Here is a 19,755-nt window from a genome sequence, read left to right as displayed (position 1 = left end):
GAACAACGCGGGGTTCCGTCGCCTCACCGGGCGTCCCCAAGCACCGCCTGCACCAGGGCCAGCACGGCCACGGCCGCCGTATCGGCGCGCAGGATGCGGGGGCCGAGCGACAGGGCCACGGTGTTCGGGCGGGCGAGGATCAGCGCGCGCTCCTCCGGCGCGAAACCGCCCTCCGGCCCCACCAGCACCGCCAGCGGCGGCGTGGCCTCGCCGGCCGCGCGTCGCAGGGCGAGAACGGGATCGGCGATGGGCGCGTCCTCGTCGCAGAACACCAGCAGACGCAACGGGTTGAGCTCGGCCAGGGCCGCCGGGAGCTTGGCCGGTTCGGGGAAGTCCGGAAGACTCAGGATGCCGCATTGTTCGGCCGCCTCCACCGCGTTGGCGCGCAGGCGGTCGGCGTTCAGCCGCTCGCCTTGCGTGTAACGCGTGAAGACCGGCCGCAGGGTGCCGGCTCCCATCTCCACCGCCTTCTGCGCCATGTAGTCGAGCCGGGCGGTCTTGAGGGGCGCGAACAGGTAATGCAGGTCCGGGCGCGGGGGCTGCTGGCGTGTGCGCTCGCGCACGACGAGGTCGGCGCCTTTGCGGCCGGTGGGCGCGATCTCCGCCCGCCACTCCCCATCCCGCCCGTTGAAGAGCAGGACCGGATCGGCGGGGCCCCGCCGCAGGACGTTCAGGAGATAGTTCGCCTGGGCCCTGTCGAGGGGCAGCGTCGTCCCGGACGCGAGGTCGGCCTCGACATGGAGGCGGGGGGCGGTGAAATCGTAGGCGGCCATGCCCCGGGTGGTCGCGTGCCGCACCGGCCCTGTCAACGCGGCCGCCGCGCCCTCGCCTCGGACCCGATGCGGAACGGCAACACCGGCTCATATTGCGTTACGAATCCCCATACGATCGCGCCCGGGCGTTTGCGGCTTGAAAGACGCCACATTCCTATGCCGAAACGGGAATCAGGTACGGACCGCGCGACGCGAGCGGGCGCGCTCCGACGCGAATCGGAAATAATCCGCAAGCCACGACCGGCTCCGCCCGCCGGGCGCAGGTCGGGGAAAAGGAACACAAGGCATGTCGTTCAAGACCGTGGCGGCCCTGGCCGTCGTCAGCACCGCCCTCTTCGGCGGCCAGGCCTTCCTCGTCAGCGGCCAGGCCTTCGCGCAATCCGCTCAATGCGGCGAGATCCAGCAGACGCTTCAGGACCGCAAGGACCTCGTCGCCAAGGCCAACTCCGCGTCGAACTCGAAGAAGAAGATGACGCCCGCCGAGGCCTGCGCCCTGTTCGGCAAGCTCCAGGCCAACGGCGTCGCCGGGATGAAGTGGATCTCCGCCAACAAGGAATGGTGCTCGATCCCGGATTCCTTCGCCGAGGGCTTCAAGGCCGATCACACCAAGGTCTCCGGCATCCGCACCAAGATCTGCGGCATCGCCGCCCAGGCCTCCAAGATGGAAGCGCAGGCCAAGGCGCAGGCCCAGAACGGCGGCGGAGGCGGCGGCCTGCTCGGCGGGCCGGGCCTCACAGGCAGCCTGAAGATGCCCCAGGGCGCGCTCTGATCCGGTGCTGCACGGCTCGTTGATGGTCCTGCCTGACGCGGCCCCGCGAGGGGCCGCGTGAGTTCTCCGCACGCCGACCACCGCGTCGCCGACGCCGTGACGGGACACTGGGTCGACCGGCTCGCCCCACGGCGGGCAAGGCCCTACCTGCGCCTGGCGCGCATCGACCGGCCCATCGGCTGGTGGCTGCTCCTGCTGCCCTGCTGGTGGTCGGCGGCGCTGGCCGCCATCGCCTCGGGCGCGGCTTATCCCGATCCCGCCCATCTCGCGCTGTTCTTCGTCGGCGCGGTCGCCATGCGGGGAGCGGGCTCGACCTACAACGACATCGCCGACCGCGACCTCGACGCGCAGGTGGAGCGCACGCGCTCGCGTCCCCTCCCCTCCGGGCAGATCCGGGCGCGCCACGCGGCCCTGTTCCTGGTGGCCCAGGCCCTGGTGGGCCTCGCGGTGCTGCTGCAATTCAACACCACCGCCATCCTGGTCGGCATCGCCTCCCTGGTACCGGTGGCGATCTACCCGTTCATGAAGCGCGTGATGCCGGTGCCGCAGGCGGTCCTCGGCCTCGCCTTCGCCTGGGGGGCCCTGATGGGCTGGGTCGCGGTGTTCGGGCGGCTCGAGGCGCCGGCCCTGCTGCTCTACGCGGGCACCATCGCCTGGGTCGTCGGCTACGACACGATCTACGCGGTGCAGGATATCGAGGATGACGAGATCGCCGGGATCCGCTCATCGGCCCGCTTCTTCGGGCGCCGGATGCGCGCTGCGGTCGGTCTCTGCTACGGGGCCAGTGTCGCGTTCATCGCCGCGGCGGCCGTGCTGGCGGGTTCCGGTCCGGTCGGTCTCCTGGGAGTGGGGCTGTTCGGGGCCCATCTGACTGCCCAGGTCGTCCGCCTGGATACGCGAGACGGGCGCGGGGCGCTCACCCTGTTCCGCTCGAATCGGGATGCGGGCCTGATCCTGTTCCTGGGGCTGACGGCGGAAGCCGTGCTGCGGCACCTCATCGGCGCCTGACCGGTCGCGCAATCAGCAGCGCGCACCGGAGATGATCTCGCTCTCGCCCCGGTGAATGAGCGGGCGCACCGGCAGCGCGCCGGTCTTGCGCCGGACCAGGAAGCGCGGGCGACGGCCGTTGAGAAGGCCGATGCGGCGGCGCATGCGGGTGCGGCCGAGCGCCACCGGGCCGAGCTGGGCCGAGACGACCGCGAGGACGCCGTCCTCCTTGACGATCATCCGGGGCAGACCGGATTTCGCTGCGCAATCCCGCCACAGGGCCACGACCTCCTCTTCGCAGAACGGGCCAAGGCGGGTGATGACCGCGCCGTCCGAGTCGACCAGGAGAAGGTCGAAGCGATCCTCGCCGCAGAGGTCGGCCTCGTCCTCTGAGAAGGCCAGGGCGATGCCGGTCGGGCGACGGCCCTTGTCGCGGCCGAACACCGGCAAGGCCGAGAGGGTGACCGAGACGGAAACCGGAGAGACCGACGCGACGTCCGACGAGGCTTCTTCCGAGAGGCAGTTCATGTTCGCGAAAGAGTTCATGGCTCGTACACCCTGTTGGCGCCAGCGACCTCTGTGGACCGCCCGTCTATGACAAGCAGATTTGCGTCCAATCTCCTCAGACCACCTTAAAAGTGAGCGTTAAGCGAGTATGGACGCGGGTGAAGCATTCGGAATGCTCAATGCTTCCTTGCTGCGATCGTCGACATTCCAGCGTATCGACATCTGCGCGGCTCAGCTTGTGACAAGTCCCGGGTCACCCTACAACGGGGTGGCCAGCCGACCCTCCACACATCGCGCGTGCGAGATGCGCGAGCGTCTCAAAGCACAGAGACAGACCTTCACAGCCGTACGGAGACGCATGTCCGACCCGATCTCAGCGGAGGCCGCGCACGCGCTCGTCCCCGCCCTGCGCGAGACGATCCGCGAGGCGGCCGCCCTCGCCCTGCCCTTCTACAAGGCCGGCCGGCAGACCGGCGCGCGGGTCTGGTCCAAATCCGGTGGTTCGCCGGTGACCGAGGCCGACGTGGCGGTGGACACCTTCCTGAAGGTTCGGCTGAGCGCCCTGCTGCCGCGCGCGGCCTGGCTGTCCGAGGAGACCAGCGACGACGCGGTGCGCCTGGGTGCCGGCCTCGTCTGGATCGTCGACCCCATCGATGGCACCCGCGCCTTCATGTCGGGGCATCCGGACTGGTCGATCGCGGTGGCGCTGCTCTCGGCGGGCCAGCCCGTGCTCGGCTTCGTCCACGCGCCTGTAACGGACACGTTCTACGAGGCCACGGCCGGCGCGGGCGCGACCCGCAACGGCGAGACCATCGCGGTCTCCCCGCAGGCCGGCATCGCGGGAGCCCGGGTGACGGGCCCCAAGCCCATGATGGACCGCCTCGCACGCGGTGCGGCCGAGGACGGCGTGATGCCCGACTTCGTCGCCGTCGAGCGCGTGCCGTCCCTCGCCCTGCGCGTGGTGCGCGTGGCCGAGGGATCCATCGACGTGGGACTGGTCTCGCCGAACGCGCGGGACTGGGATCTGGCCGGTGCCGACCTGATCCTGCGGGAGGCTGGCGGCTCCGTCTGCGACCTTCAGGGCCGCGCGACGACCTACAACCGCCCGGACCCTGTCCATGGCGAACTCGTCGCCGTGTCCCGGGGCCTGCGCGACGCGGTCGTGACGGCGATGGGCCGCACCTGACGGATGAATGGAAATAGGAATGCGACATCCGGGGCCCGACACCGGTGGACCGGGTCGGGATCGGATGTCGGAGCGGTTCTCGTTGCAGAGGGCGACCGGTGCCGGGCGCCCCTCGGGACGCTCAGGCCGGATCCGCCGAGGCGCGATACCTCAGGCGTGCTCGCGCAGGGCGACGGCCTCGGGGGCCATGCCGAACCGCTCGGCGAGATGCCAACGCAGTTCGCGCGGCGAGTGGTAGTTGTAGGAAGTGTCGATGAGATGGCTGAGGTCGATGGTGTTGCCGTCCTGAGCCTTGGCCTCGGGCTTCGCGCCCTGGCCGATCCTCTGCTTCAGTCGGGCGACCTTGAAGGTCGTCGCATCGGTCACGGGTGAACGGACGCCGCGGCGCCGGGTGTATTCGAACAACATATTTTTCTTATGTGCTTTCAGAAACTTGCAGAGACTTTGATGTGCAGGCCCCTCTGGGGCTCGATAGGTCTTTGGTGCTGCAGGGAAGCCGGCCCGCGAACGCCGTTCTCCCCGAACGGGTCTCGGCCACCGGCGGCGGAACGCCTCGCATGAGGCGGTCAGGTGACGCCAGCCCGGAGGCTGGCGCCGGGAGCATCAGGCCGCCTGGAGGTTCCCAGCCGAGTCCTTGCCGCTGCGCTTGTCGGTCTGGATCTCGTAGGAGATCTTCTGACCCTCGATGAGGTTGCGCATGCCAGCGCGCTCGACAGCGGAGATGTGCACGAACACATCCTTGCCGCCGTCGTCAGGCTGAATGAAGCCGTAGCCCTTGGTCTCGTTGAACCACTTCACAGTGCCGGTATTCACGAAATAGATCCTCGTATCGTTCGTCGATCAACAACCTGCGTCTGCTCGACGCAAGCGGCGGATCCTCTTCGGTAGGCCTGACGGAATCAGCAGGATGTGAGAAGCTTCTTGGTACAAGCTCTCAGCTCACCGATACCCGCTGGCTACATATGTAGTCCGATCGTGCGGCCGCAACAAGGCACCCTACCCGACCGAACGACCGCATGCCGCCCCACCGGAACCGCCCGCCCCTGTGTTCTTTGATGGTCTGAGCGCATATAAGAGTTCCTGAGCAGGCATTTAGGCGATCCATGGCGGGCATCTCGGTTTCCCTCGAAGGCGCAAACATTCAGCTGTCGTTTCAGAAGGACGATCAGGCAACGGCCGTCGTCATGGATGCCCGTGCGGCCCGCGCCCTGGTGCGCGCGGTCGGGCAGCTCCTCACGGCCATGGACGAGCCGGACGACGGCGATCTGCCGGACGACCTCGGCGACGAGGATATCGCCATGTTGGACGTCACCTCATCGGCCATCGAGGTCGGGACGGACGAGCAGGGCCAGCCCGTGGTCGCTCTTCAGGCCGGCGCCCTGCCGCCCTTCCAGCTGCGCCTGACTGACGAAGAGGCCCGCCACGTGGTGACGAGCCTCTCGGAAATTCTCAGTGCACCGCGCGACGTGCGCGCATCGCACGGCGATCACTGACACTTCACATCCGCACGCCGGGATCCGTCGGTCCGCCGGGGAGGTAATCCGGCTCTGAGCCGGGGCCGGCCGGCTCATCGATGCCCGGATCGTTCACCGGATAGGGCGTGCGCGGTCCCGTGGGACCGATATCCGGCTCCTCGTCGGGCATGGGCGGCGTCGGGAGATCGCCGGGAATGCCGCCGGGCAGCGGCTCGGGGATCGGTAAGCCGGGATTGGCCATATCGAGACTCGCCATGCGGCGCCTCCTGTCGCGGTGTGGGGATCAGCGGACCAACACGGCGGGACCGGACGGGTTCCAGCCACGGTGGCTCCCCCAGCCCGGATCAGCGCTTGGCGACGGCCTTCTGGACCTTGGCCTTGTCGGGCGATGCGCCGGCGAACAACTCAGACAGGCGGCGCTGGTCGAGACCCTTGGTCACGTCCGCCTCGCTGAGGGCCGCCGGGACCGTGTCCGCCTTGCGCGGTCCGATCGATCCGGTGGTCACCGGGTCGGAGAGTTCCGCCACGATGCGCGGCGTGGGGGCGGGTTCGCGCTGAAGGCGCAGGACCCAGTGAGCGGCGGTGGAGAGCGCGGCGATCGCGAGGATTGCCTTGATGCCGCCCGTGAGAAGGCGTCTCATGATGGTCAGGCCCGAAACTACGCAGTGGGACGCGACCGGTTCCCCGGCCCACACCTACACTTGCCCAGGAGCCTTAACGACCGGCTTCAAGGGGCCCGCGAACCGTGTCCCGGTTCGGTACGCTCACCGGATGGTGGTGGGCCATGCGCCAAGGCGGCGGTTCCTGTTCCCCGCTTCCGTGACACGCTTGCCGCGACCCGGCCCACTAGGCCTCACAGGAACCGTGCAGAGAACTGGTCCGCACCGCCCCGTCACGACAAGCCCGGCCACCATGCCAAGTCCGAGAGGGTTCGCGAAACCATCGGACGCTTCGGCAGCCGGGAAGGCCGATGTAAGGAGCCGGGAGGAAGCCGGCAACCAAGATCGCCCGCGTCATCCCGGCTGCGACGATCCGCACGCCTTCGCGAAGGCGCGCAGGGTTGCGGCATCCTCGGCGCCGTCTTCGCGAGACAGTCGATCGTACAAGGCCGCGAAGCCGGCGAAGGCTTGGCGTCCGGCCGGATCATCACCGAGGAAAGCACCGATCTCACCCATCTCGGCCACCCAACGCCGCGCCTTCGGCAGCATATCCGGCAGTCCGCGGCCGAAGCGTGCGAAGAGGTGAGGCTCGTTCTCGGCGAGTTCCGCCCCGAGGGCCTCGCCGGCACCGGCCCGCTCCGCTGCCAGCACCATCAGGGCCGCCAGCGCCGTCAGCCCCTTGTTGATCCCGGCATAGGACATCTTCAGGGCCGAGGCGGCGCCGATGCCGCCGGCCATGGGACGGATGTCGAGACCCAGCGGACGCAGAGGCGACATCGCCTCGCAGGCGTCGCCCGCGACATAGATGCGCGGTCCCGGCTCGCCGGGCTTGGGCGGCAAGCCGATGATCGCAGCATCGAGAATGGCGGTCCCGGTCGGAGCGAGGCAATCCGCGACGCTGCGCAGCGTCTCCACGTCGACCGCGTTGCAATCGACGTAGACGGGCTTCCGCTCCGCTCCCGCGAACACGGGCGCAAGGCGATCCGCCAGCCCCAGTGCATCTGCCGGCGGCACGATGGAAAGGAAGAGGTCCGCCCGCATCAGGCACGCAAGATCGGTGTCGACCATCCCAGCGGCAGTGGCGCGTGACCGGGTTGCGGCGCTTCGCCCGTCCAAGGTCGTGAGAACCCGGGCGCCGTTCTCCGAGAGGCGCGCCGCGATCGCACTGCCCATGGCGCCGGCGGCCAGGATCGCGATCGTCGTCATGGGCGTGTCCTCTCGAAGCGCGAAAGACCGTGTTCCGGCGTCTGGCCGGTGATGCGGTCAGTGCCGAAGCAAGCCGTGAGCCTGGACGCTCACGGCCGCGCGTTCATCTGCTCGATCAGCTCAGCGAGCCGCAGAAGCGCTGGATGCGGGTGCAGGCTTCCTCCAGCGCGGCGTTCGAGGTCGCGTAGGAGATGCGCAGGTTCGGCCCGAGCCCGAAGGCCGAACCGTGCACGGCGGCGACGCCCTCGGCCTGGAGCAGTTCGACCACGAAATCCTCGTCGGTCGCGATGACCTTGCCCGACGGGGTCTTGCGCCCGATGGTCTCGGCGCAGGAGGGATAGACGTAGAACGCCCCCTCCGGCGTCGGACACTTGAGGCCCTTGGTCTGGTTCAGCATCGAGACGACGAGATCGCGCCGCGTCTGGAAGGCGGCCCGGAATTCGGCGAGATGGTCCTGCGGTCCCTCGAGGGCGGCCACGGCCGCCCATTGCGAGATCGTCGAGGCGCCGGAGGTCTGCTGCCCCTGGACGAAATCCATCGCCTTGATCAGGTGCTCGGGCCCGGCGGCATAGCCGATGCGCCAGCCCGTCATCGCGTAGGCCTTGGAGACGCCGTTCATGGTCAGCGTGCGCTCGTAGAGGCCGGGTTCGATCTGGGCCGGGGTCACGAAATCGAAGTCCCCATAGGTGAGGTGCTCGTACATATCGTCGGTGAGCACCCAGACCTGCGGATGGCGCATGAGCACGTCGGTGATCTTCTTCAGCTCGTCCCGCGCGTAGGCGGCCCCCGAGGGGTTCGAGGGCGAGTTGAGGATGATCCACTTGGTGCGGGGGGTGATCACCCGCTCCAGTTCCTCGGGCTGCAGCTTGAAGTCGTTCGCCATGTCGGTCTCGGCGAAGACGGGCGTGCCGCCGCAGAGCACCACCATCTCCGGGTAGGACACCCAGTAGGGACGCGGGATCACGACCTCGTCGCCGGGGTTCAGCGTCGCCAGCAGGGCGTTGTAGATCACGTGCTTGCCGCCCGTGCCGACGATGGTCTGCGAAGGCTTGTAGTCGAGGCCGTTCTCCCGCTTGAACTTCCGGGCGATGGCCTCGCGCAGGGGGACGATGCCGGAGACCGGCGGGTACTTGGTCTCGCCACGGCGGATCGCCTCGATGGCGGCATCCTTGATGTGCTGCGGCGTGTCGAAATCGGGCTCACCCACCGAGAGGCTGATCACGTCCATGCCCTGCGCTTTCAGCTCGCGCGCCTTCTGCGTCATCGCGATGGTCGCGGACGGCTTCACGCGGGACAAGGCGTCGGCCAGAAAGCCCATGGCGGGGTGCTCCTGATAGGTTGGAATTCGATGGCACGGGTGAAACGGTCGTTTCGGCCCCGCGCGGCGCGCGGACCCTAGTGTCGCCGTCGCGGCGGAGCAAGGCCGGGGCAGCGGGGGCAAAGGCCCGCAAGTCGCGGACGGCTGTGGCCCGGGCCTCGGTTGCCGAGGCTCCCGGGCCGCGTTAAGCGCTGCCGGCGCGCGACGTCAGGCCGGAAGAGGATCGTGGATGCCCGATGAGTTGGCGGCCTTCGTGCACGAGGGGCGCGACGGCTGGCTGTTCCTGACGGCGGGCAGCAACAACGTGATCGGACAGTTCAGCGACACGCCGGCCATGAAGAAGCGGCTCGCGGGCTGGAGGGCGCTGCTCCTGGCGCGCAGCCGCCGGTGCGCGCGCCTCGGAACGACCTACCGCCACCTGATCGTGCCCGAGAAGCTGACGGTCTACGATGACCGGCTCCAGGGCCTGGACATCGATCAGCGGCTGTCGCCGGCCGTGCGCCTGCGCCGAAGCCTGGTCTGGCATCCGCAGCTCCGCCGCGCCTGCCCCGACCTCGTGGCGGCGTTCCGGGCACGGCGCGCCGGCGAGGACCTCTACTACCGCACGGACAGCCACTGGTCCTTCGCCGGACGCATGGTGGCGTATCGCGCCCTCTGCGCATCGCTCGGGGTCGCCCCGCGGGAGGACCTGGCGGAGCGCCCCTCGCACGAGGAGCGGTTCCAGGGCGATCTCGGCGGGCAACTCCTGCCGCCGCAGGCCGAAACCGTGCGCGTCTACCAGCTTCAGCGGGACGCGGTGCGGCACTACGCGAGCCCCATCGTCGAAGCCCGCGAGGCGGCGGGCGCGATCGGGACGCTGCATGTCGGCGCGCACGTGATCTACCGCAATCCGTCGCCGGGGGCCGACCCCCGGCGCATCGTCGTGTTCGGGGATTCCTACGCGCATTTCGCGCCCGTGATGCTGACGATCATGCTCGCGGAGACGTTTCGCGAGGTGCACTTCGTCTGGTCGACCTCCCTCGACTGGCGCTACATCGAGCGCACCCTGCCGGACATCCTGGTCACGCAGATCGCCGAGCGCTTCATGTTCCAGGTGCCCGACGACACCTTCGACCTCGACGCCTACGTGGCCGACCGGTTCGGCGCCGAACTCGGGACCGACGCGTAGGCTCGCCCGGTCGCCGAGAAGAAACGCCGGCCCAGGATGACCGGGCCGGCGTTCTTACGCGCAGATCGCAGGTGTCGGGCGCCGCTCAGATGCCGCCGAAGACCCAACGCAGCTTCGACAGGAAGCCGCCGCCCGAGCGCTTCGCCCGCACCTCCTCCGGCTCGTCCCTCACCGAACTCGCGGCGGAATCGGCCTGGATCAGGCCCAGGGCCGCCGTGTCGGTGGTCTCGCGGTCGATGAGGATGAGGCCCCCGGTGTCGCGGTTGGCCGCGTAGGCATCCACCGCCACCGCTCGGTCGAGGCTGAGGGTGACGTCCGCGATGTCGTTGGCGGTCAGGCGCGCGGCCGGCTCGGGCTTGCCCGTCTCGGGGTCGATCCGGGTCCGGATCGCCGAGACCACGGCGTTCACCGTGACGGTGCCGATCTTGGCCAGCAGCGTGGCGCCGGGCAGCAGGTCGGTCTCGGCCGCCCAGAACAGGCGCACGTCGAGGCTGTCGGTGACCCGCATCGGCGCATCGGCCGTGACGATCACCGATCCCCGCGAGGCGTCGATTTCGTCGGCGAGCACCAGGGTGACGGACTGGCCCTCCACCGCGTGGGGCAGGTCCCCGTCGGCGGTGTAGATGCGGGCGACCGTCGAGGTCCGGCCCGAGGGCTCGACGATCACGGCGTCGCCGGGGGCCACGCGCCCGCTGGCGATGAGGCCGGAAAAGCCCCGGAAGTCGGAGTTCGGCCGGTTGACCCACTGCACCGCGAGGCGGAACGGCGCGGCCTGCTCCTCGACGCGCACCGGAACCTCTTCGAGGTACTGGAGCAGCGGCGTACCCGTGTACCAGGGCGCGGCGGCGCCCGGCAGGACGACGTTGTCGCCGTTCTTGGCCGAGAGCGGGATCGCCCGCACCTCCGTGAAGCCGAGGGGCGCGGCGAAGTCGTTGAACGCGGCCAGAAGCTCCTCGAAGCGGGTCTCCGACCAGCCGACGAGGTCCATCTTGTTCACCGCGAGGGCGACCCGCTTGATCCCGAGCAGCGAGACGAGCAGCGCGTGGCGCCGGGTCTGCCGAGTGAGCCCCTGCCGGGCATCGACCAGGATCACCGCCACATCGGCCGTGGAAGCACCGGTGGCCATGTTGCGGGTGTACTGCTCGTGGCCGGGCGTGTCGGCGACGATGAAGGAGCGCTTGTCCGTGGAGAAGAAGCGGTAGGCGACATCGATCGTGATGCCCTGCTCGCGCTCGGCCTGGAGTCCGTCGACGAGGAGCGCGAGGTCGATCTCGGCCCCTTGCGTGCCGTGCTTGCGCGAATCGCGCTGCAGCGCCGTCACCTGATCGTCGAAGATCTGCTTGGTGTCGTGCAGGAGGCGACCGATCAGCGTCGACTTGCCGTCATCGACGGAGCCGCAGGTGATGAAGCGCAGCACCTCCTTGTTCTGGTGCGCAGTGAGGAAGTCGTCGTAGCCGAAGGACTGGGGTGCCTGATGGATCGTCATCTTAGAAATAGCCCTCCTGCTTCTTGCGCTCCATGGCGCCGGCGCCGTCCTTGTCGATGACGCGGCCCTGCCGCTCCGAGGTGCGGGCGGCCAAGGTCTCGCCGATGATCTCCGGCAGGGTCGCGGCCTCGCTCTCCACCGCGCCGGTGAGCGGGTAGTCGCCGAGCGTCCGGAAGCGCACCGACACGTCGCGCGGCGTCTCGCCGGGCTCCAGGGGCAGGCGCTCGTCGTCCACCAGGATGAGCTGGCCCTCGCGTTCCACCACGGGGCGGGGTTTCGCGAAGTAGAGGGGCACGATCGGAATGTTTTCCTGCTCAATGTAGAGCCAGACGTCGAGCTCGGTCCAGTTCGAGATCGGGAAGACCCGCAGGGATTCGCCGCGCCGCTTGCGCAGGTTGTAGAGATGCCAGGGCTCGGCGCGCTGGCGCTTCGGGTCCCAGCGATGCTGGGCGGTGCGCAGGGAGAAGATCCGCTCCTTGGCGCGGGAGGCCTCCTCGTCGCGGCGCGCGCCGCCGAAGGCCGCATCGAACTTGTGCTTGTCCAGCGCCTGACGCAGCCCTTGCGTCTTCATCACGTCGGTATGGACTTCCGAGCCGTGGCTGATGGGGCCTATGCCGCGCGCCAGCCCCTCCTGGTTGGTGTGGACGATGAGGTCGAGCCCGAGATCCTTGGCGCGCTGATCGCGGAACGCGATCATCTCCTTGAACTTCCAGGTGGTGTCGATGTGCATCAGCGGGAACGGCAGGCGCCCCGGCGCGAAGGCCTTCAGCGCCAGGTGCAGCAGCACCGAGGAATCCTTGCCGATGGAGTAGAGCATCACCGGGTTCTCGGTCTCGGCGACCGTCTCCCGCATGATGTGGATGCTCTCGGCCTCCAGACGCTGCAGGTGGGTGAGCCGTTCGGACCGGCTTGCCGCATGGGCGGGGCTTGCCGCAGGGGCGGTGACGGGTGCGGCGCTCATCGGGCCATCTCCAGGGGTTTCGCGAGGGTCGAAGTCTCGAAGGCGGCCGCCTCCTGTCCGGGCGCCACGTTCTCCTCGGGCGCATGAACGTGCAGGCCGCACTCCTTCTTGGAGGCCTGCTCCCACCACCAGCGTCCGGCGCGCTCGTCCTCGCCGACGCGGATCGCACGGGTGCAGGGCGCGCAACCGATCGACGGGAAGCCGCGATCGTGCAGGACGTTGTAGGGGATGTAGTTGTCGCGCACGAAGCGGTCGACATCCGCGCGGGTCCAGTCGGCCAGCGGGTTGATCTTGATGAGGTTGCGCGCCGGGTCGGCCTCGGCGAGGGGCGTGTCGGCCCGGTTCGCCGACTGTCCGGCGCGCAGGCCGGTCAGCCAGCCGGCGGCGCCGTTGAGGGCGCGGCCAAGGGGCTCGACCTTGCGAAAGCCGCAACAGGCCTGGCGCGCCTCGATCGAATGGCGGAACCCGTTGATGCCCGACTCGGCGACGAAGCGCTCCTCGGCCTCACGCTCCGGCGCATAGGCGCGGATACGGATGCCGTAGGCGGATTCGGTCTCGCTCCAAGTGTCGTAGGTCTCGGGGTAGAGGCGCCCGGTGTCGAGGGTGACGATCTCGGTGCGTCCCTTGTGCATGGCGACCGCGTGCGTGAGCGCCTGATCCTCGATGCCGAGGCTCGTGGTGAACACGAGGCGTCCCGGCACGGTCGCCTCGATCAGCGCGATCCGGCCCTTCAGGTCCAGGCCCGCCATCGCGGACGCAAGGTCCCGCGCCGCGTTTTCCAGTTGAGAGGTCATGAGAGACTTTGCAAAGCTGACTTGTCTGGACCGTGAAATGTTCGCTATAACGAACGCTGTCAAGGCATGGCGGCTATCCCGCTGGGGCAATCCCCATCCGCGACCCACGCGCCGTCGCAACGGCCACGTTCACGAATCCGTTGCCGAGCGAAGAAAGATCTTTCCCCCAGGGCCTCCGCCGCGTGCCGCCCCGCACGCCGTCCCGGCCCGCGAACCACGAGGCCGGCCTTGGATTCGATCGACCTGAAGATCCTCGCGCTGCTCCAGCACGACGCCACCCTCTCCATCGCCACCATCGGCGAGCGGGTGGGGCTTTCGCAGACGCCGTGCTGGAAGCGCATTCAGCGCCTCGAAGCCGATGGCGTCATCGACCGGCGTGTCGCCGTGCTCGACCCGGTGAAGCTGGGCCTGGGCCTGACGGTCTTCGTCTCCATCGAGACGGCGGATCACTCGCGCGAATGGTTGGAGCGCTTCGCCGAGACCGTCTCGGCCATGCCCGAGGTGCTGGAGTTCTACCGGATGGCGGGGGACGTGGATTACATGCTCCGCGTCGTCGTCGCCGATATGCGCGCCTACGATACGTTCTATAAGCATCTCATCGCGACGCTGCCGCTCAAGAACGTGACCTCCCGATTCGCGATGGAGAAGGTCAAGTCCACCACCGCACTGCCCCTCCCGGCGCCGCCCGCCAACGGACGCTTCACCCCGACCCTGTCGGTGGTCGCCGGAGAATAATCTTTTCTTTTGCCCTGCACCCGCAGGCAGCTCCTTCTACCGTGAGGTCGTTCTGTAAAACGGACACCCCGTTGACAGCCGCCCCCTCAGGACGACATGGCTTCCGATATGGCACGACACGCGATCCTTCCCCGCACCGCTCCCTTCGGCGACACCGAACGCGCGAGCCTCGACGCCGTCCTCGGCGCGGCGACCCCGATCCAGCGCGCCTGGCTCGCGGGCTTCCTCGCGGGCCTCGACGCCAGCGGAGCGCCGCAGGCCGCCGCCGTCCCGGCCGCGCCGCCGAAGGCCGCCGAGCCGCTGACCATCCTGTTCGCCAGCGAGTCGGGCAATTCCGAGAAGCTCGCCGGCGACGTGGCCAAGCTCGCCCGCAAGAGCGGCTTCAAGCCGAAGGTGGTCGATTTCTTCGACCTCGACGTCGCCAGCCTCGCGCAGGAAAAGCACGTGGTGGCCATCGCCGCCACCTGGGGCGAGGGTGAGCCCCCGGCCCGGGCGACGCGGGCTTACGGCGAACTCATGGGCGACGGCGCGCCGCGCCTGGAGGGCGTCGATTTCGCCGTGCTGTCGCTGGGCGACACCTCCTACGCCGAGTTCTGCGCCATCGGTAAGGCGCTCGACGCCCGCTTCGAGGCGCTGGGCGCCAAGCGTGCCTATGAGCGGGCCGACCTCGACCTCGACTTCGACAAGCCGGCCGCCGACTGGATCAAGAACACCCTCAAGGCCCTGACCCCCGCGGTCAGCGCCGACAATGTCGTGGCCGTCGATTTCGCCCCCCGCTCCGCCGACGACGCGGATGAGGACGCCGAGCCGAGCCGCGAGCCCCGCGTGGTCGAGGTCGTCGACCACGTGAACCTGAACTCCTCGCGCTCCGACAAGGAGACGATCCACCTGGCCCTCGAGTTCGAGGACGGAGCCCCCGCCTACGAGCCCGGCGATTCCCTCGAGATCTATCCGGAGAACGACCCGGCCCTGGTCGACGAGATCCTGGCCGCCACCGGCCTCTCGGGCGACGCCGCCCTGCGCCAGGCACTCCTGGCCGAGCGCGACATCACCACCCTGTCGGCCACCACGGTGGAACGCTTCGTCAAGGCGACGGGCCACGCCGAGGCGCAGAAGCTGATCGACAGCGGCGAGGCCAAGGCCTGGATCGAGGGCCGCCACCTCATCGACCTGATCCAGGGCTTCCCGGCCACGCTCACGGCCGAGCACCTCAACACCATCACCCGGCCGCTGCCGCCGCGCGCCTATTCCATCGCCTCGTCGCGCAAGGAGGTGGGCGACGAGGTCCATCTCGTGATCGTGGCTGTGCGCTACGAGACCCACGGGCGGGCGCGCACCGGCGTCGCCTCCACGCATGTGGCCGACCGCATCAAGAACGGCGCCAAGCTTCGGGTGAAGCTGAAGCCGAACCGGCATTTCCGCCTGCCGCAGGACCCGGCCACCGACATCATCATGGTCGGACCGGGCACGGGCGTGGCGCCCTTCCGCGCCTTCGTGCAGGAGCGCCGCGCCGTCGAGGCGCCCGGTCGTTCCTGGCTGTTCTTCGGCGACCGCCACTTCACCCACGACTTCCTGTACCAGCTCGAATGGCAGGAGGCCCTGGAGGACGGGTCGCTGACGCAGATCGACGTAGCCTTCTCCCGCGACCAGCCCGAGAAGATCTACGTGCAGGACCGGATCGCCCAGCACGCCAAGGAGGTGGTCGCTTGGCTCGACGGCGGCGCCAGCCTCTACGTCTGCGGCGACGCCACCCGGATGGCCAAGGACGTGCGCAACGCGGTGGTGAAGGCCTATCAGGACGTGAAGGCGCTCAGCCCCGCCGATGCCGAGGCGGCGGTGGCCGCCCTGGAGCGCGCCCACCGCTACCAGCAGGACGTCTACTAGTCCGAGCACGGCCCTCCCCTCTGCGGGGAGGGTGCCTGCGGAGCAGGCGGGAGCGGGGACACCCGATCCGGAACCGGCGCTCCCCTCGTCCGGCCCGCCTCGCGGGCCCCCCTCTCCCACGGAGGGAAGAGGGACGCGCACAGACGATACCGAGAACACGCGAACGAACCGGAATCCCGCCATGGCCGAGCAGACCCCGCCCCGCACCTACGAGACCCCGCCGACCGATCGCCCGATCACCGAGGCGGAAGCCGCCCGGACGGCCGGGCTCGCGCATAACGAGCACCTCAAGATCGCCTCGGGCTACCTGCGCGGCACCCTCGCCGACGGCCTCCTCAAGCACGCCACCGGCGCGATTTCCGAGGATGACGGCCAGCTCGTGAAGTTCCACGGGATGTACATGCAGGACGACCGCGACATCCGCGCGGAACGCACGAAGAAGAAGCTCGAGAAGGCCTTCAGCTTCATGATCCGCCTGCGTATCGCCGGCGGCGTCGTGACCCCGAAGCAGTGGCTGGCCCTCGACCACATCGCCACGACCTATGCGGGCGGCGCCCTGCGGGCGACGACGCGCCAGACCTTCCAGTACCACGGCGTCATCAAGTCGAACCTCAAGCGCACGATGGCGGCAATCGACGCGACCCTGCTCGACACCATCGCGGCCTGCGGCGACGTCAACCGCAACGTCATGGCCGCCACGAACCCAGCCCAGAGCGGCGCCCACAAGGCCGCCTACCAGCTCGGCAAGGACATCTCGGACTCGCTCCTGCCGAAGACCAGCGCCTGGCGCGAGATCTGGCTCGACGGCGAGCGCGTGGTCGGGGGCGAGGACGCGGCCGAAGTCGAGCCGGTCTACGGCAAGACCTACCTGCCCCGGAAGTTCAAGACCGTGGTCGCGGTGCCGCCCTCGAACGAGGTCGACATCTTCGCCCACGACCTCGGCTTCATCGCCATCCTCGACAAGAAGAATCAGGTCACGGGCTGGAACGTCACCGTGGGCGGCGGCATGGGCATGACCCACGGCGAGACCGACACCTTCCCGCGCACCGCCGACGTGATGTGCTTCGTCAAGCCGGAAGACGCCCTGAAGACGGCCGAGGCCGTGATGACGGTGCAGCGCGACTGGGGTAACCGCAAGGTCCGCAAGAACGCGCGCCTGAAGTACACCATCGAGCGCTACGGCCTGGCCGCCTTCCGGGCCGAGGTCGAGAAGCGCGTCGGCAAGCCGCTGGCCGACCCGAAGCCCTTCACCTTCACGAACAACGGCGACCGCTACGGCTGGACCGAAGGCGATGACGGGCGCCACCACCTCACGCTCTACATCGCTTCGGGCCGGATCAAGGACATCGTGGACGGTCCGCAGTTGCTCACGGGCCTGCGCAAGATCGCGCAGGTTCACGAGGGCGATTTCCGGCTCACCGGCAATCAGAACGTCATCATCGCCAACGTCCCGTCCGAGAAGCGGGCCGAGATCGAGGCGCTGGTCGACCAGTACGGCCTCACCAAGGGGGCGAGTGCCCTGCGCCGCAACTCCATGGCCTGCGTCGCGCTGCCGACCTGCGGCCTGGCGCTTGCCGAGAGCGAGCGCTACCTGCCCGATTTGATGACCGAGCTGGAGACCAGCCTCGCCTCCCACGGGTTGCAGGACGACGAGATCACCATCCGGATGACTGGTTGCCCCAATGGCTGCGCCCGGCCCTTCATCGCCGAGATCGGCCTCGTCGGCCGCGGCCCCGAGCGCTACCACCTCTATCTCGGCGCGGCCTTCGACGGTTCGCGCCTCGGCAAGCTCTACGCCGAGGACGTCACGGCCTCCGAGATCAAGACCATCCTCGACCCGCTCTTCGCGGCCTATGCCCGGAACAAGCAGTCCGGCGAGCGCTTCGGCGATTACCTCATCCGCGACGGCTACGTGACCCGGACCATCAACGGGCCGGATTTCCACGAGAAGACCGGGGCGCTGAAGAGCGCGGCCTGAACGGCGACGAGCCCACCGGAGGGCTATGGCCCTCCGGCGCCCGACCTCCGGCCACGCCCGGGGACATTCCGACAAGTGCACCGCAAAACAGAGCGACGCACCGCAAAGCAAGTCGGGGCTTACCGCCACGCTTAAGCTTCGTGATGTCGAACTTCGTTCAGCGTGCACGCAACCGTTGCCGCCCCTCCTCGTTGTTCGGACAGACGAGACGGAGTGCGCCATGGCCCAGCATGAGATTCTGAATTTCTTCGAGCACCGCCGGGACGGAGCGTGGGTCTGCGTGAAGCCCTTCACGCTGACGACGAAGAGCAGCAGCGTCGATATTCGCCAGGGCATGCGCTTCGACTACGGCAAGCGGATCGGCGGCGTCGATCTGGCGGAATACTTGGAGCAGCTTGGCTCACAGTTCGGCTCCTGACGCGGACGGCATTCGGTCAGCGCGGGTCCGGGCGTTCACATTCCGGACCGCGTCGATGCCCTGTGCGCCGGGCGCGGTTCTTTTGACGTCGGCACGGCAACAGCCTAGTTTAGGTCCATGATCCATTTGGCGGCCCTCGACCGCGACATCCCCGAGGAAGCGGCTCCCACCACCCGCTGCCGCATCCTGGCCACGGCCGAAGAGGCCTTTCGCCTGATCGGCTACCAGAAGACCACCGTCGCCGACATCGCAAAGACCCTGCGGATGAGCCCCGCCAACGTGTACCGCTTCTTCGACTCGAAGAAGGCGATCCACGAGGCCGTGATCCGCCGGCTCATGGAAGACACGGAACGGCGGGTGACCGCGGCCGCGCGTGCTCCGGGCCTCAACGTGGAGCAGCGGGTCGCGAACGTGATCACGGCGATGCACGATTCCTGCGTGGAACGCTGCGAGGCAAACCCGCGCCTGCACGAGATGGTGGAAGCGGCGGTATCCGAGAGCTGGGACGTGTGCCGCGCCCATATCGAGCAGCTCGGGCTAGTATTCGAGCGGCTCGTGCGCGAGGGCATCGAGGCAGGCGAGTTCGCGGCGTGCGACCCAGCCGTCGCGGCTGGCTGCCTGCACACCGCCATCATGCGCTACTGCCATCCCGGCTTCGTGAGCCAATATCCCGATGCGGGCGTCCCGCCGATCGACACGATGATCGACTTCCTCCTGGGGAGTCTTCGTCGCCGGCGCTGAAGCGAGAGCGACTTACCCCATCTCCGCCACGATGCCCTGCGCCACCGCACGCGGATCCTGCGCCCGGGTGATCGGGCGTCCGACCACCACGTGGTCGATCCCGATCCGACGCGCCTCGCCCGGCGTCATCACCCGCTTCTGGTCGCCCGCCTCGGCCCCGGTGGGACGGATGCCTGGGGTGACGATGGCGCGGTCCGGACCGATCCGGCCGCGCACCGAGGCGGCCTCGGCGGCGCTGCACACGATCCCGTCGATTCCGATCTCGGCGGCCTGGGCCGCCCGACGCGCCACGAGGTCGGCCACTGGCATGGCGTAGCCGGCCTCGGCCGCATCGGCGTCGTCGTAGGAGGTCAGCACCGTCACGGCGAGGATGCGCGGACCGTTCACACCGCGTCCGCGCAGGGCCGCCCGCATGGTCTGCGGGTAGGCGTGGACGGTGAGGAAGGTCGCGCCGAGGTCGGTGAGCGCCCGCACACCCTCCTCCACGGTATTGCCGATGTCATGCAGCTTGAGGTCGAGGAAGACCTTGCGGCCGCTTGCGGCCAGCCGCGGCACCAGGGCGAGCCCGCCCGCATAAGCGAGCCGGTAGCCGATCTTGTAAAAGGTCGCCGCATCGCCGATCCGGTCCACCAGGCCCTCGGCCTCCGCCACGCTCTCCACGTCGAGGGCGACGATCAGGCGGTCGCGCGGGTCCAGGATCTCGGTCATGG

Annotated in this window: 22 protein-coding genes; 10 read left to right on the top strand and 12 right to left on the bottom strand. The window is 68.9% G+C overall.

Features of this window, described 5'->3' with window-relative positions; genetic code table 11:
- Positions 1-23: 23 nt before the first annotated feature.
- Entirely contained in the window at positions 24-773 is a 750-nt protein-coding gene (locus OF380_RS11855; RefSeq protein ID WP_264051300.1) for a 16S rRNA (uracil(1498)-N(3))-methyltransferase, read from the bottom strand.
- Positions 774-1,059: 286 nt separating this feature from the next.
- Here OF380_RS11855 and OF380_RS11850 point away from each other — a divergent pair, with 286 nt between their 5' ends.
- Together OF380_RS11850 and ubiA are read left to right on the top strand one after the other, a co-directional pair.
- Positions 1,060-1,542, top strand: a complete 483-nt coding sequence (locus tag OF380_RS11850; RefSeq protein ID WP_264050956.1) for a hypothetical protein — start codon at positions 1,060-1,062, stop codon at positions 1,540-1,542.
- Positions 1,543-1,599: 57 nt separating this feature from the next.
- The gene (ubiA, locus tag OF380_RS11845) at positions 1,600-2,550 is read left to right on the top strand and encodes a 4-hydroxybenzoate octaprenyltransferase (RefSeq protein ID WP_264050955.1); all 951 of its coding nucleotides are present in this window, start codon (positions 1,600-1,602) and stop codon (positions 2,548-2,550) included.
- A gap of 12 nt (positions 2,551-2,562) precedes the next feature.
- On the opposite strand, the gene OF380_RS11840 is transcribed toward ubiA, so the two are convergent.
- Complete coding sequence (locus OF380_RS11840; protein ID WP_264050954.1) at positions 2,563-3,075, bottom strand: DUF6101 family protein; 513 nt, start codon at positions 3,073-3,075, stop codon at positions 2,563-2,565.
- A 319-nt stretch (positions 3,076-3,394) separates the two neighbouring features.
- Between OF380_RS11840 and OF380_RS11835 the strand changes: the two genes are divergently transcribed.
- On the top strand, positions 3,395-4,222 hold the full coding sequence (locus OF380_RS11835) for a 3'(2'),5'-bisphosphate nucleotidase CysQ (protein WP_264050953.1): 828 nt from the start codon (positions 3,395-3,397) through the stop codon (positions 4,220-4,222).
- 150 nt (positions 4,223-4,372) lie between these two features.
- Here OF380_RS11835 and OF380_RS11830 read toward each other — a convergent pair whose 3' ends face one another.
- Both OF380_RS11830 and OF380_RS11825 read right to left on the bottom strand, forming a co-directional pair.
- Positions 4,373-4,630 carry an AsnC family transcriptional regulator gene (locus OF380_RS11830; protein WP_264050952.1) on the bottom strand — a complete coding sequence of 86 codons (258 nt, stop codon included), beginning with the start codon at positions 4,628-4,630 and terminating at the stop codon, positions 4,373-4,375.
- Positions 4,631-4,825: 195 nt separating this feature from the next.
- Complete coding sequence (locus OF380_RS11825; RefSeq protein WP_055956856.1) at positions 4,826-5,035, bottom strand: cold-shock protein; 210 nt, start codon at positions 5,033-5,035, stop codon at positions 4,826-4,828.
- A 290-nt stretch (positions 5,036-5,325) separates the two neighbouring features.
- On the opposite strand from OF380_RS11825, the gene OF380_RS11820 reads away from it, so the two are divergent.
- Complete coding sequence (locus OF380_RS11820) at positions 5,326-5,715, top strand: hypothetical protein (protein ID WP_264050950.1); 390 nt, start codon at positions 5,326-5,328, stop codon at positions 5,713-5,715.
- A 4-nt stretch (positions 5,716-5,719) separates the two neighbouring features.
- Here OF380_RS11820 and OF380_RS11815 read toward each other — a convergent pair whose 3' ends face one another.
- From OF380_RS11815 to OF380_RS11800, 4 genes are all read right to left on the bottom strand, one after another.
- Positions 5,720-5,938, bottom strand: a complete 219-nt coding sequence (locus OF380_RS11815; RefSeq protein WP_264051299.1) for a hypothetical protein — start codon at positions 5,936-5,938, stop codon at positions 5,720-5,722.
- Between the two features lie 103 nt (positions 5,939-6,041).
- Positions 6,042-6,338, bottom strand: a complete 297-nt coding sequence (locus OF380_RS11810) for a hypothetical protein (protein WP_264050949.1) — start codon at positions 6,336-6,338, stop codon at positions 6,042-6,044.
- 372 nt (positions 6,339-6,710) lie between these two features.
- Positions 6,711-7,562, bottom strand: coding sequence for an NAD(P)-dependent oxidoreductase (locus OF380_RS11805; RefSeq protein WP_264050948.1), 852 nt, complete (start codon positions 7,560-7,562; stop codon positions 6,711-6,713).
- A 115-nt stretch (positions 7,563-7,677) separates the two neighbouring features.
- Positions 7,678-8,880: a pyridoxal phosphate-dependent aminotransferase gene (locus OF380_RS11800; RefSeq protein ID WP_264050947.1), complete on the bottom strand. Its 1,203-nt coding sequence runs from the start codon at positions 8,878-8,880 to the stop codon at positions 7,678-7,680.
- A gap of 229 nt (positions 8,881-9,109) precedes the next feature.
- Between OF380_RS11800 and OF380_RS11795 the strand changes: the two genes are divergently transcribed.
- Positions 9,110-10,048 (top strand): alginate O-acetyltransferase AlgX-related protein, encoded by a 939-nt coding sequence (locus OF380_RS11795; protein ID WP_264050946.1) that lies wholly within the window; start codon positions 9,110-9,112, stop codon positions 10,046-10,048.
- An 85-nt stretch (positions 10,049-10,133) separates the two neighbouring features.
- On the opposite strand, the gene cysN is transcribed toward OF380_RS11795, so the two are convergent.
- The 3 genes from cysN to OF380_RS11780 are packed head-to-tail and all read right to left on the bottom strand — an operon-like array spanning position 10,134 to position 13,289.
- Positions 10,134-11,534, bottom strand: a complete 1,401-nt coding sequence (cysN, locus tag OF380_RS11790; protein ID WP_264050945.1) for a sulfate adenylyltransferase subunit CysN — start codon at positions 11,532-11,534, stop codon at positions 10,134-10,136.
- A gap of 1 nt (position 11,535) precedes the next feature.
- Positions 11,536-12,495 (bottom strand): sulfate adenylyltransferase subunit CysD, encoded by a 960-nt coding sequence (gene cysD / locus OF380_RS11785; RefSeq protein ID WP_264050944.1) that lies wholly within the window; start codon positions 12,493-12,495, stop codon positions 11,536-11,538.
- Positions 12,492-13,289, bottom strand: a complete 798-nt coding sequence (locus tag OF380_RS11780; RefSeq protein WP_264050943.1) for a phosphoadenylyl-sulfate reductase — start codon at positions 13,287-13,289, stop codon at positions 12,492-12,494. Before OF380_RS11780 ends, cysD begins: the two co-directional genes overlap by 4 nt.
- A gap of 228 nt (positions 13,290-13,517) precedes the next feature.
- On the opposite strand from OF380_RS11780, the gene OF380_RS11775 reads away from it, so the two are divergent.
- From OF380_RS11775 to OF380_RS11755, 5 genes are all read left to right on the top strand, one after another.
- Complete coding sequence (locus OF380_RS11775; protein ID WP_264050942.1) at positions 13,518-14,024, top strand: Lrp/AsnC family transcriptional regulator; 507 nt, start codon at positions 13,518-13,520, stop codon at positions 14,022-14,024.
- Positions 14,025-14,132: 108 nt separating this feature from the next.
- Complete coding sequence (locus OF380_RS11770) at positions 14,133-15,908, top strand: diflavin oxidoreductase (protein ID WP_264051298.1); 1,776 nt, start codon at positions 14,133-14,135, stop codon at positions 15,906-15,908.
- A gap of 181 nt (positions 15,909-16,089) precedes the next feature.
- Complete coding sequence (locus OF380_RS11765; RefSeq protein ID WP_264050941.1) at positions 16,090-17,886, top strand: NADPH-dependent assimilatory sulfite reductase hemoprotein subunit; 1,797 nt, start codon at positions 16,090-16,092, stop codon at positions 17,884-17,886.
- Between the two features lie 220 nt (positions 17,887-18,106).
- The gene (locus OF380_RS11760) at positions 18,107-18,304 is read left to right on the top strand and encodes a hypothetical protein (protein WP_264050940.1); all 198 of its coding nucleotides are present in this window, start codon (positions 18,107-18,109) and stop codon (positions 18,302-18,304) included.
- 117 nt (positions 18,305-18,421) lie between these two features.
- A complete protein-coding gene (locus OF380_RS11755; protein WP_264050939.1) occupies positions 18,422-19,045 on the top strand; it encodes a TetR/AcrR family transcriptional regulator in 624 nt (207 codons plus the stop codon).
- A 12-nt stretch (positions 19,046-19,057) separates the two neighbouring features.
- On the opposite strand, the gene pyrF is transcribed toward OF380_RS11755, so the two are convergent.
- Complete coding sequence (pyrF, locus tag OF380_RS11750; RefSeq protein ID WP_264050938.1) at positions 19,058-19,753, bottom strand: orotidine-5'-phosphate decarboxylase; 696 nt, start codon at positions 19,751-19,753, stop codon at positions 19,058-19,060.
- Positions 19,754-19,755 lie beyond the last annotated feature (2 nt).

Source organism: Methylobacterium sp. FF17, from assembly GCF_025813715.1.
GTDB classification, from domain to species: domain Bacteria; phylum Pseudomonadota; class Alphaproteobacteria; order Rhizobiales; family Beijerinckiaceae; genus Methylobacterium; species Methylobacterium flocculans.
Note: the sequence above shows the minus strand (reverse complement) of the source record. Positions and strands in the feature narration are given on the sequence as shown.

Bases quoted from the DNA above. Each gene is read 5' to 3' on its own strand.
- OF380_RS11855 (WP_264051300.1), bottom strand. From the start codon at position 773: ATGGCCGCCTACGATTTCACCGCCCCCCGCCTCCATGTCGAGGCCGAC.
- OF380_RS11850 (WP_264050956.1), top strand. From the start codon at position 1,060: ATGTCGTTCAAGACCGTGGCGGCCCTGGCCGTCGTCAGCACCGCCCTC.
- OF380_RS11840 (WP_264050954.1), bottom strand. From the start codon at position 3,075: ATGAACTCTTTCGCGAACATGAACTGCCTCTCGGAAGAAGCCTCGTCG.
- OF380_RS11835 (WP_264050953.1), top strand. From the start codon at position 3,395: ATGTCCGACCCGATCTCAGCGGAGGCCGCGCACGCGCTCGTCCCCGCC.
- OF380_RS11830 (WP_264050952.1), bottom strand. From the start codon at position 4,630: ATGTTGTTCGAATACACCCGGCGCCGCGGCGTCCGTTCACCCGTGACC.
- OF380_RS11820 (WP_264050950.1), top strand. From the start codon at position 5,326: ATGGCGGGCATCTCGGTTTCCCTCGAAGGCGCAAACATTCAGCTGTCG.
- OF380_RS11815 (WP_264051299.1), bottom strand. From the start codon at position 5,938: ATGGCCAATCCCGGCTTACCGATCCCCGAGCCGCTGCCCGGCGGCATT.
- OF380_RS11810 (WP_264050949.1), bottom strand. From the start codon at position 6,338: ATGAGACGCCTTCTCACGGGCGGCATCAAGGCAATCCTCGCGATCGCC.
- OF380_RS11805 (WP_264050948.1), bottom strand. From the start codon at position 7,562: ATGACGACGATCGCGATCCTGGCCGCCGGCGCCATGGGCAGTGCGATC.
- OF380_RS11800 (WP_264050947.1), bottom strand. From the start codon at position 8,880: ATGGGCTTTCTGGCCGACGCCTTGTCCCGCGTGAAGCCGTCCGCGACC.
- OF380_RS11795 (WP_264050946.1), top strand. From the start codon at position 9,110: ATGCCCGATGAGTTGGCGGCCTTCGTGCACGAGGGGCGCGACGGCTGG.
- cysN (WP_264050945.1), bottom strand. From the start codon at position 11,534: ATGACGATCCATCAGGCACCCCAGTCCTTCGGCTACGACGACTTCCTC.
- cysD (WP_264050944.1), bottom strand. From the start codon at position 12,495: ATGAGCGCCGCACCCGTCACCGCCCCTGCGGCAAGCCCCGCCCATGCG.
- OF380_RS11780 (WP_264050943.1), bottom strand. From the start codon at position 13,289: ATGACCTCTCAACTGGAAAACGCGGCGCGGGACCTTGCGTCCGCGATG.
- OF380_RS11770 (WP_264051298.1), top strand. From the start codon at position 14,133: ATGGCACGACACGCGATCCTTCCCCGCACCGCTCCCTTCGGCGACACC.
- OF380_RS11765 (WP_264050941.1), top strand. From the start codon at position 16,090: ATGGCCGAGCAGACCCCGCCCCGCACCTACGAGACCCCGCCGACCGAT.
- OF380_RS11760 (WP_264050940.1), top strand. From the start codon at position 18,107: ATGGCCCAGCATGAGATTCTGAATTTCTTCGAGCACCGCCGGGACGGA.
- OF380_RS11755 (WP_264050939.1), top strand. From the start codon at position 18,422: ATGATCCATTTGGCGGCCCTCGACCGCGACATCCCCGAGGAAGCGGCT.
- pyrF (WP_264050938.1), bottom strand. From the start codon at position 19,753: ATGACCGAGATCCTGGACCCGCGCGACCGCCTGATCGTCGCCCTCGAC.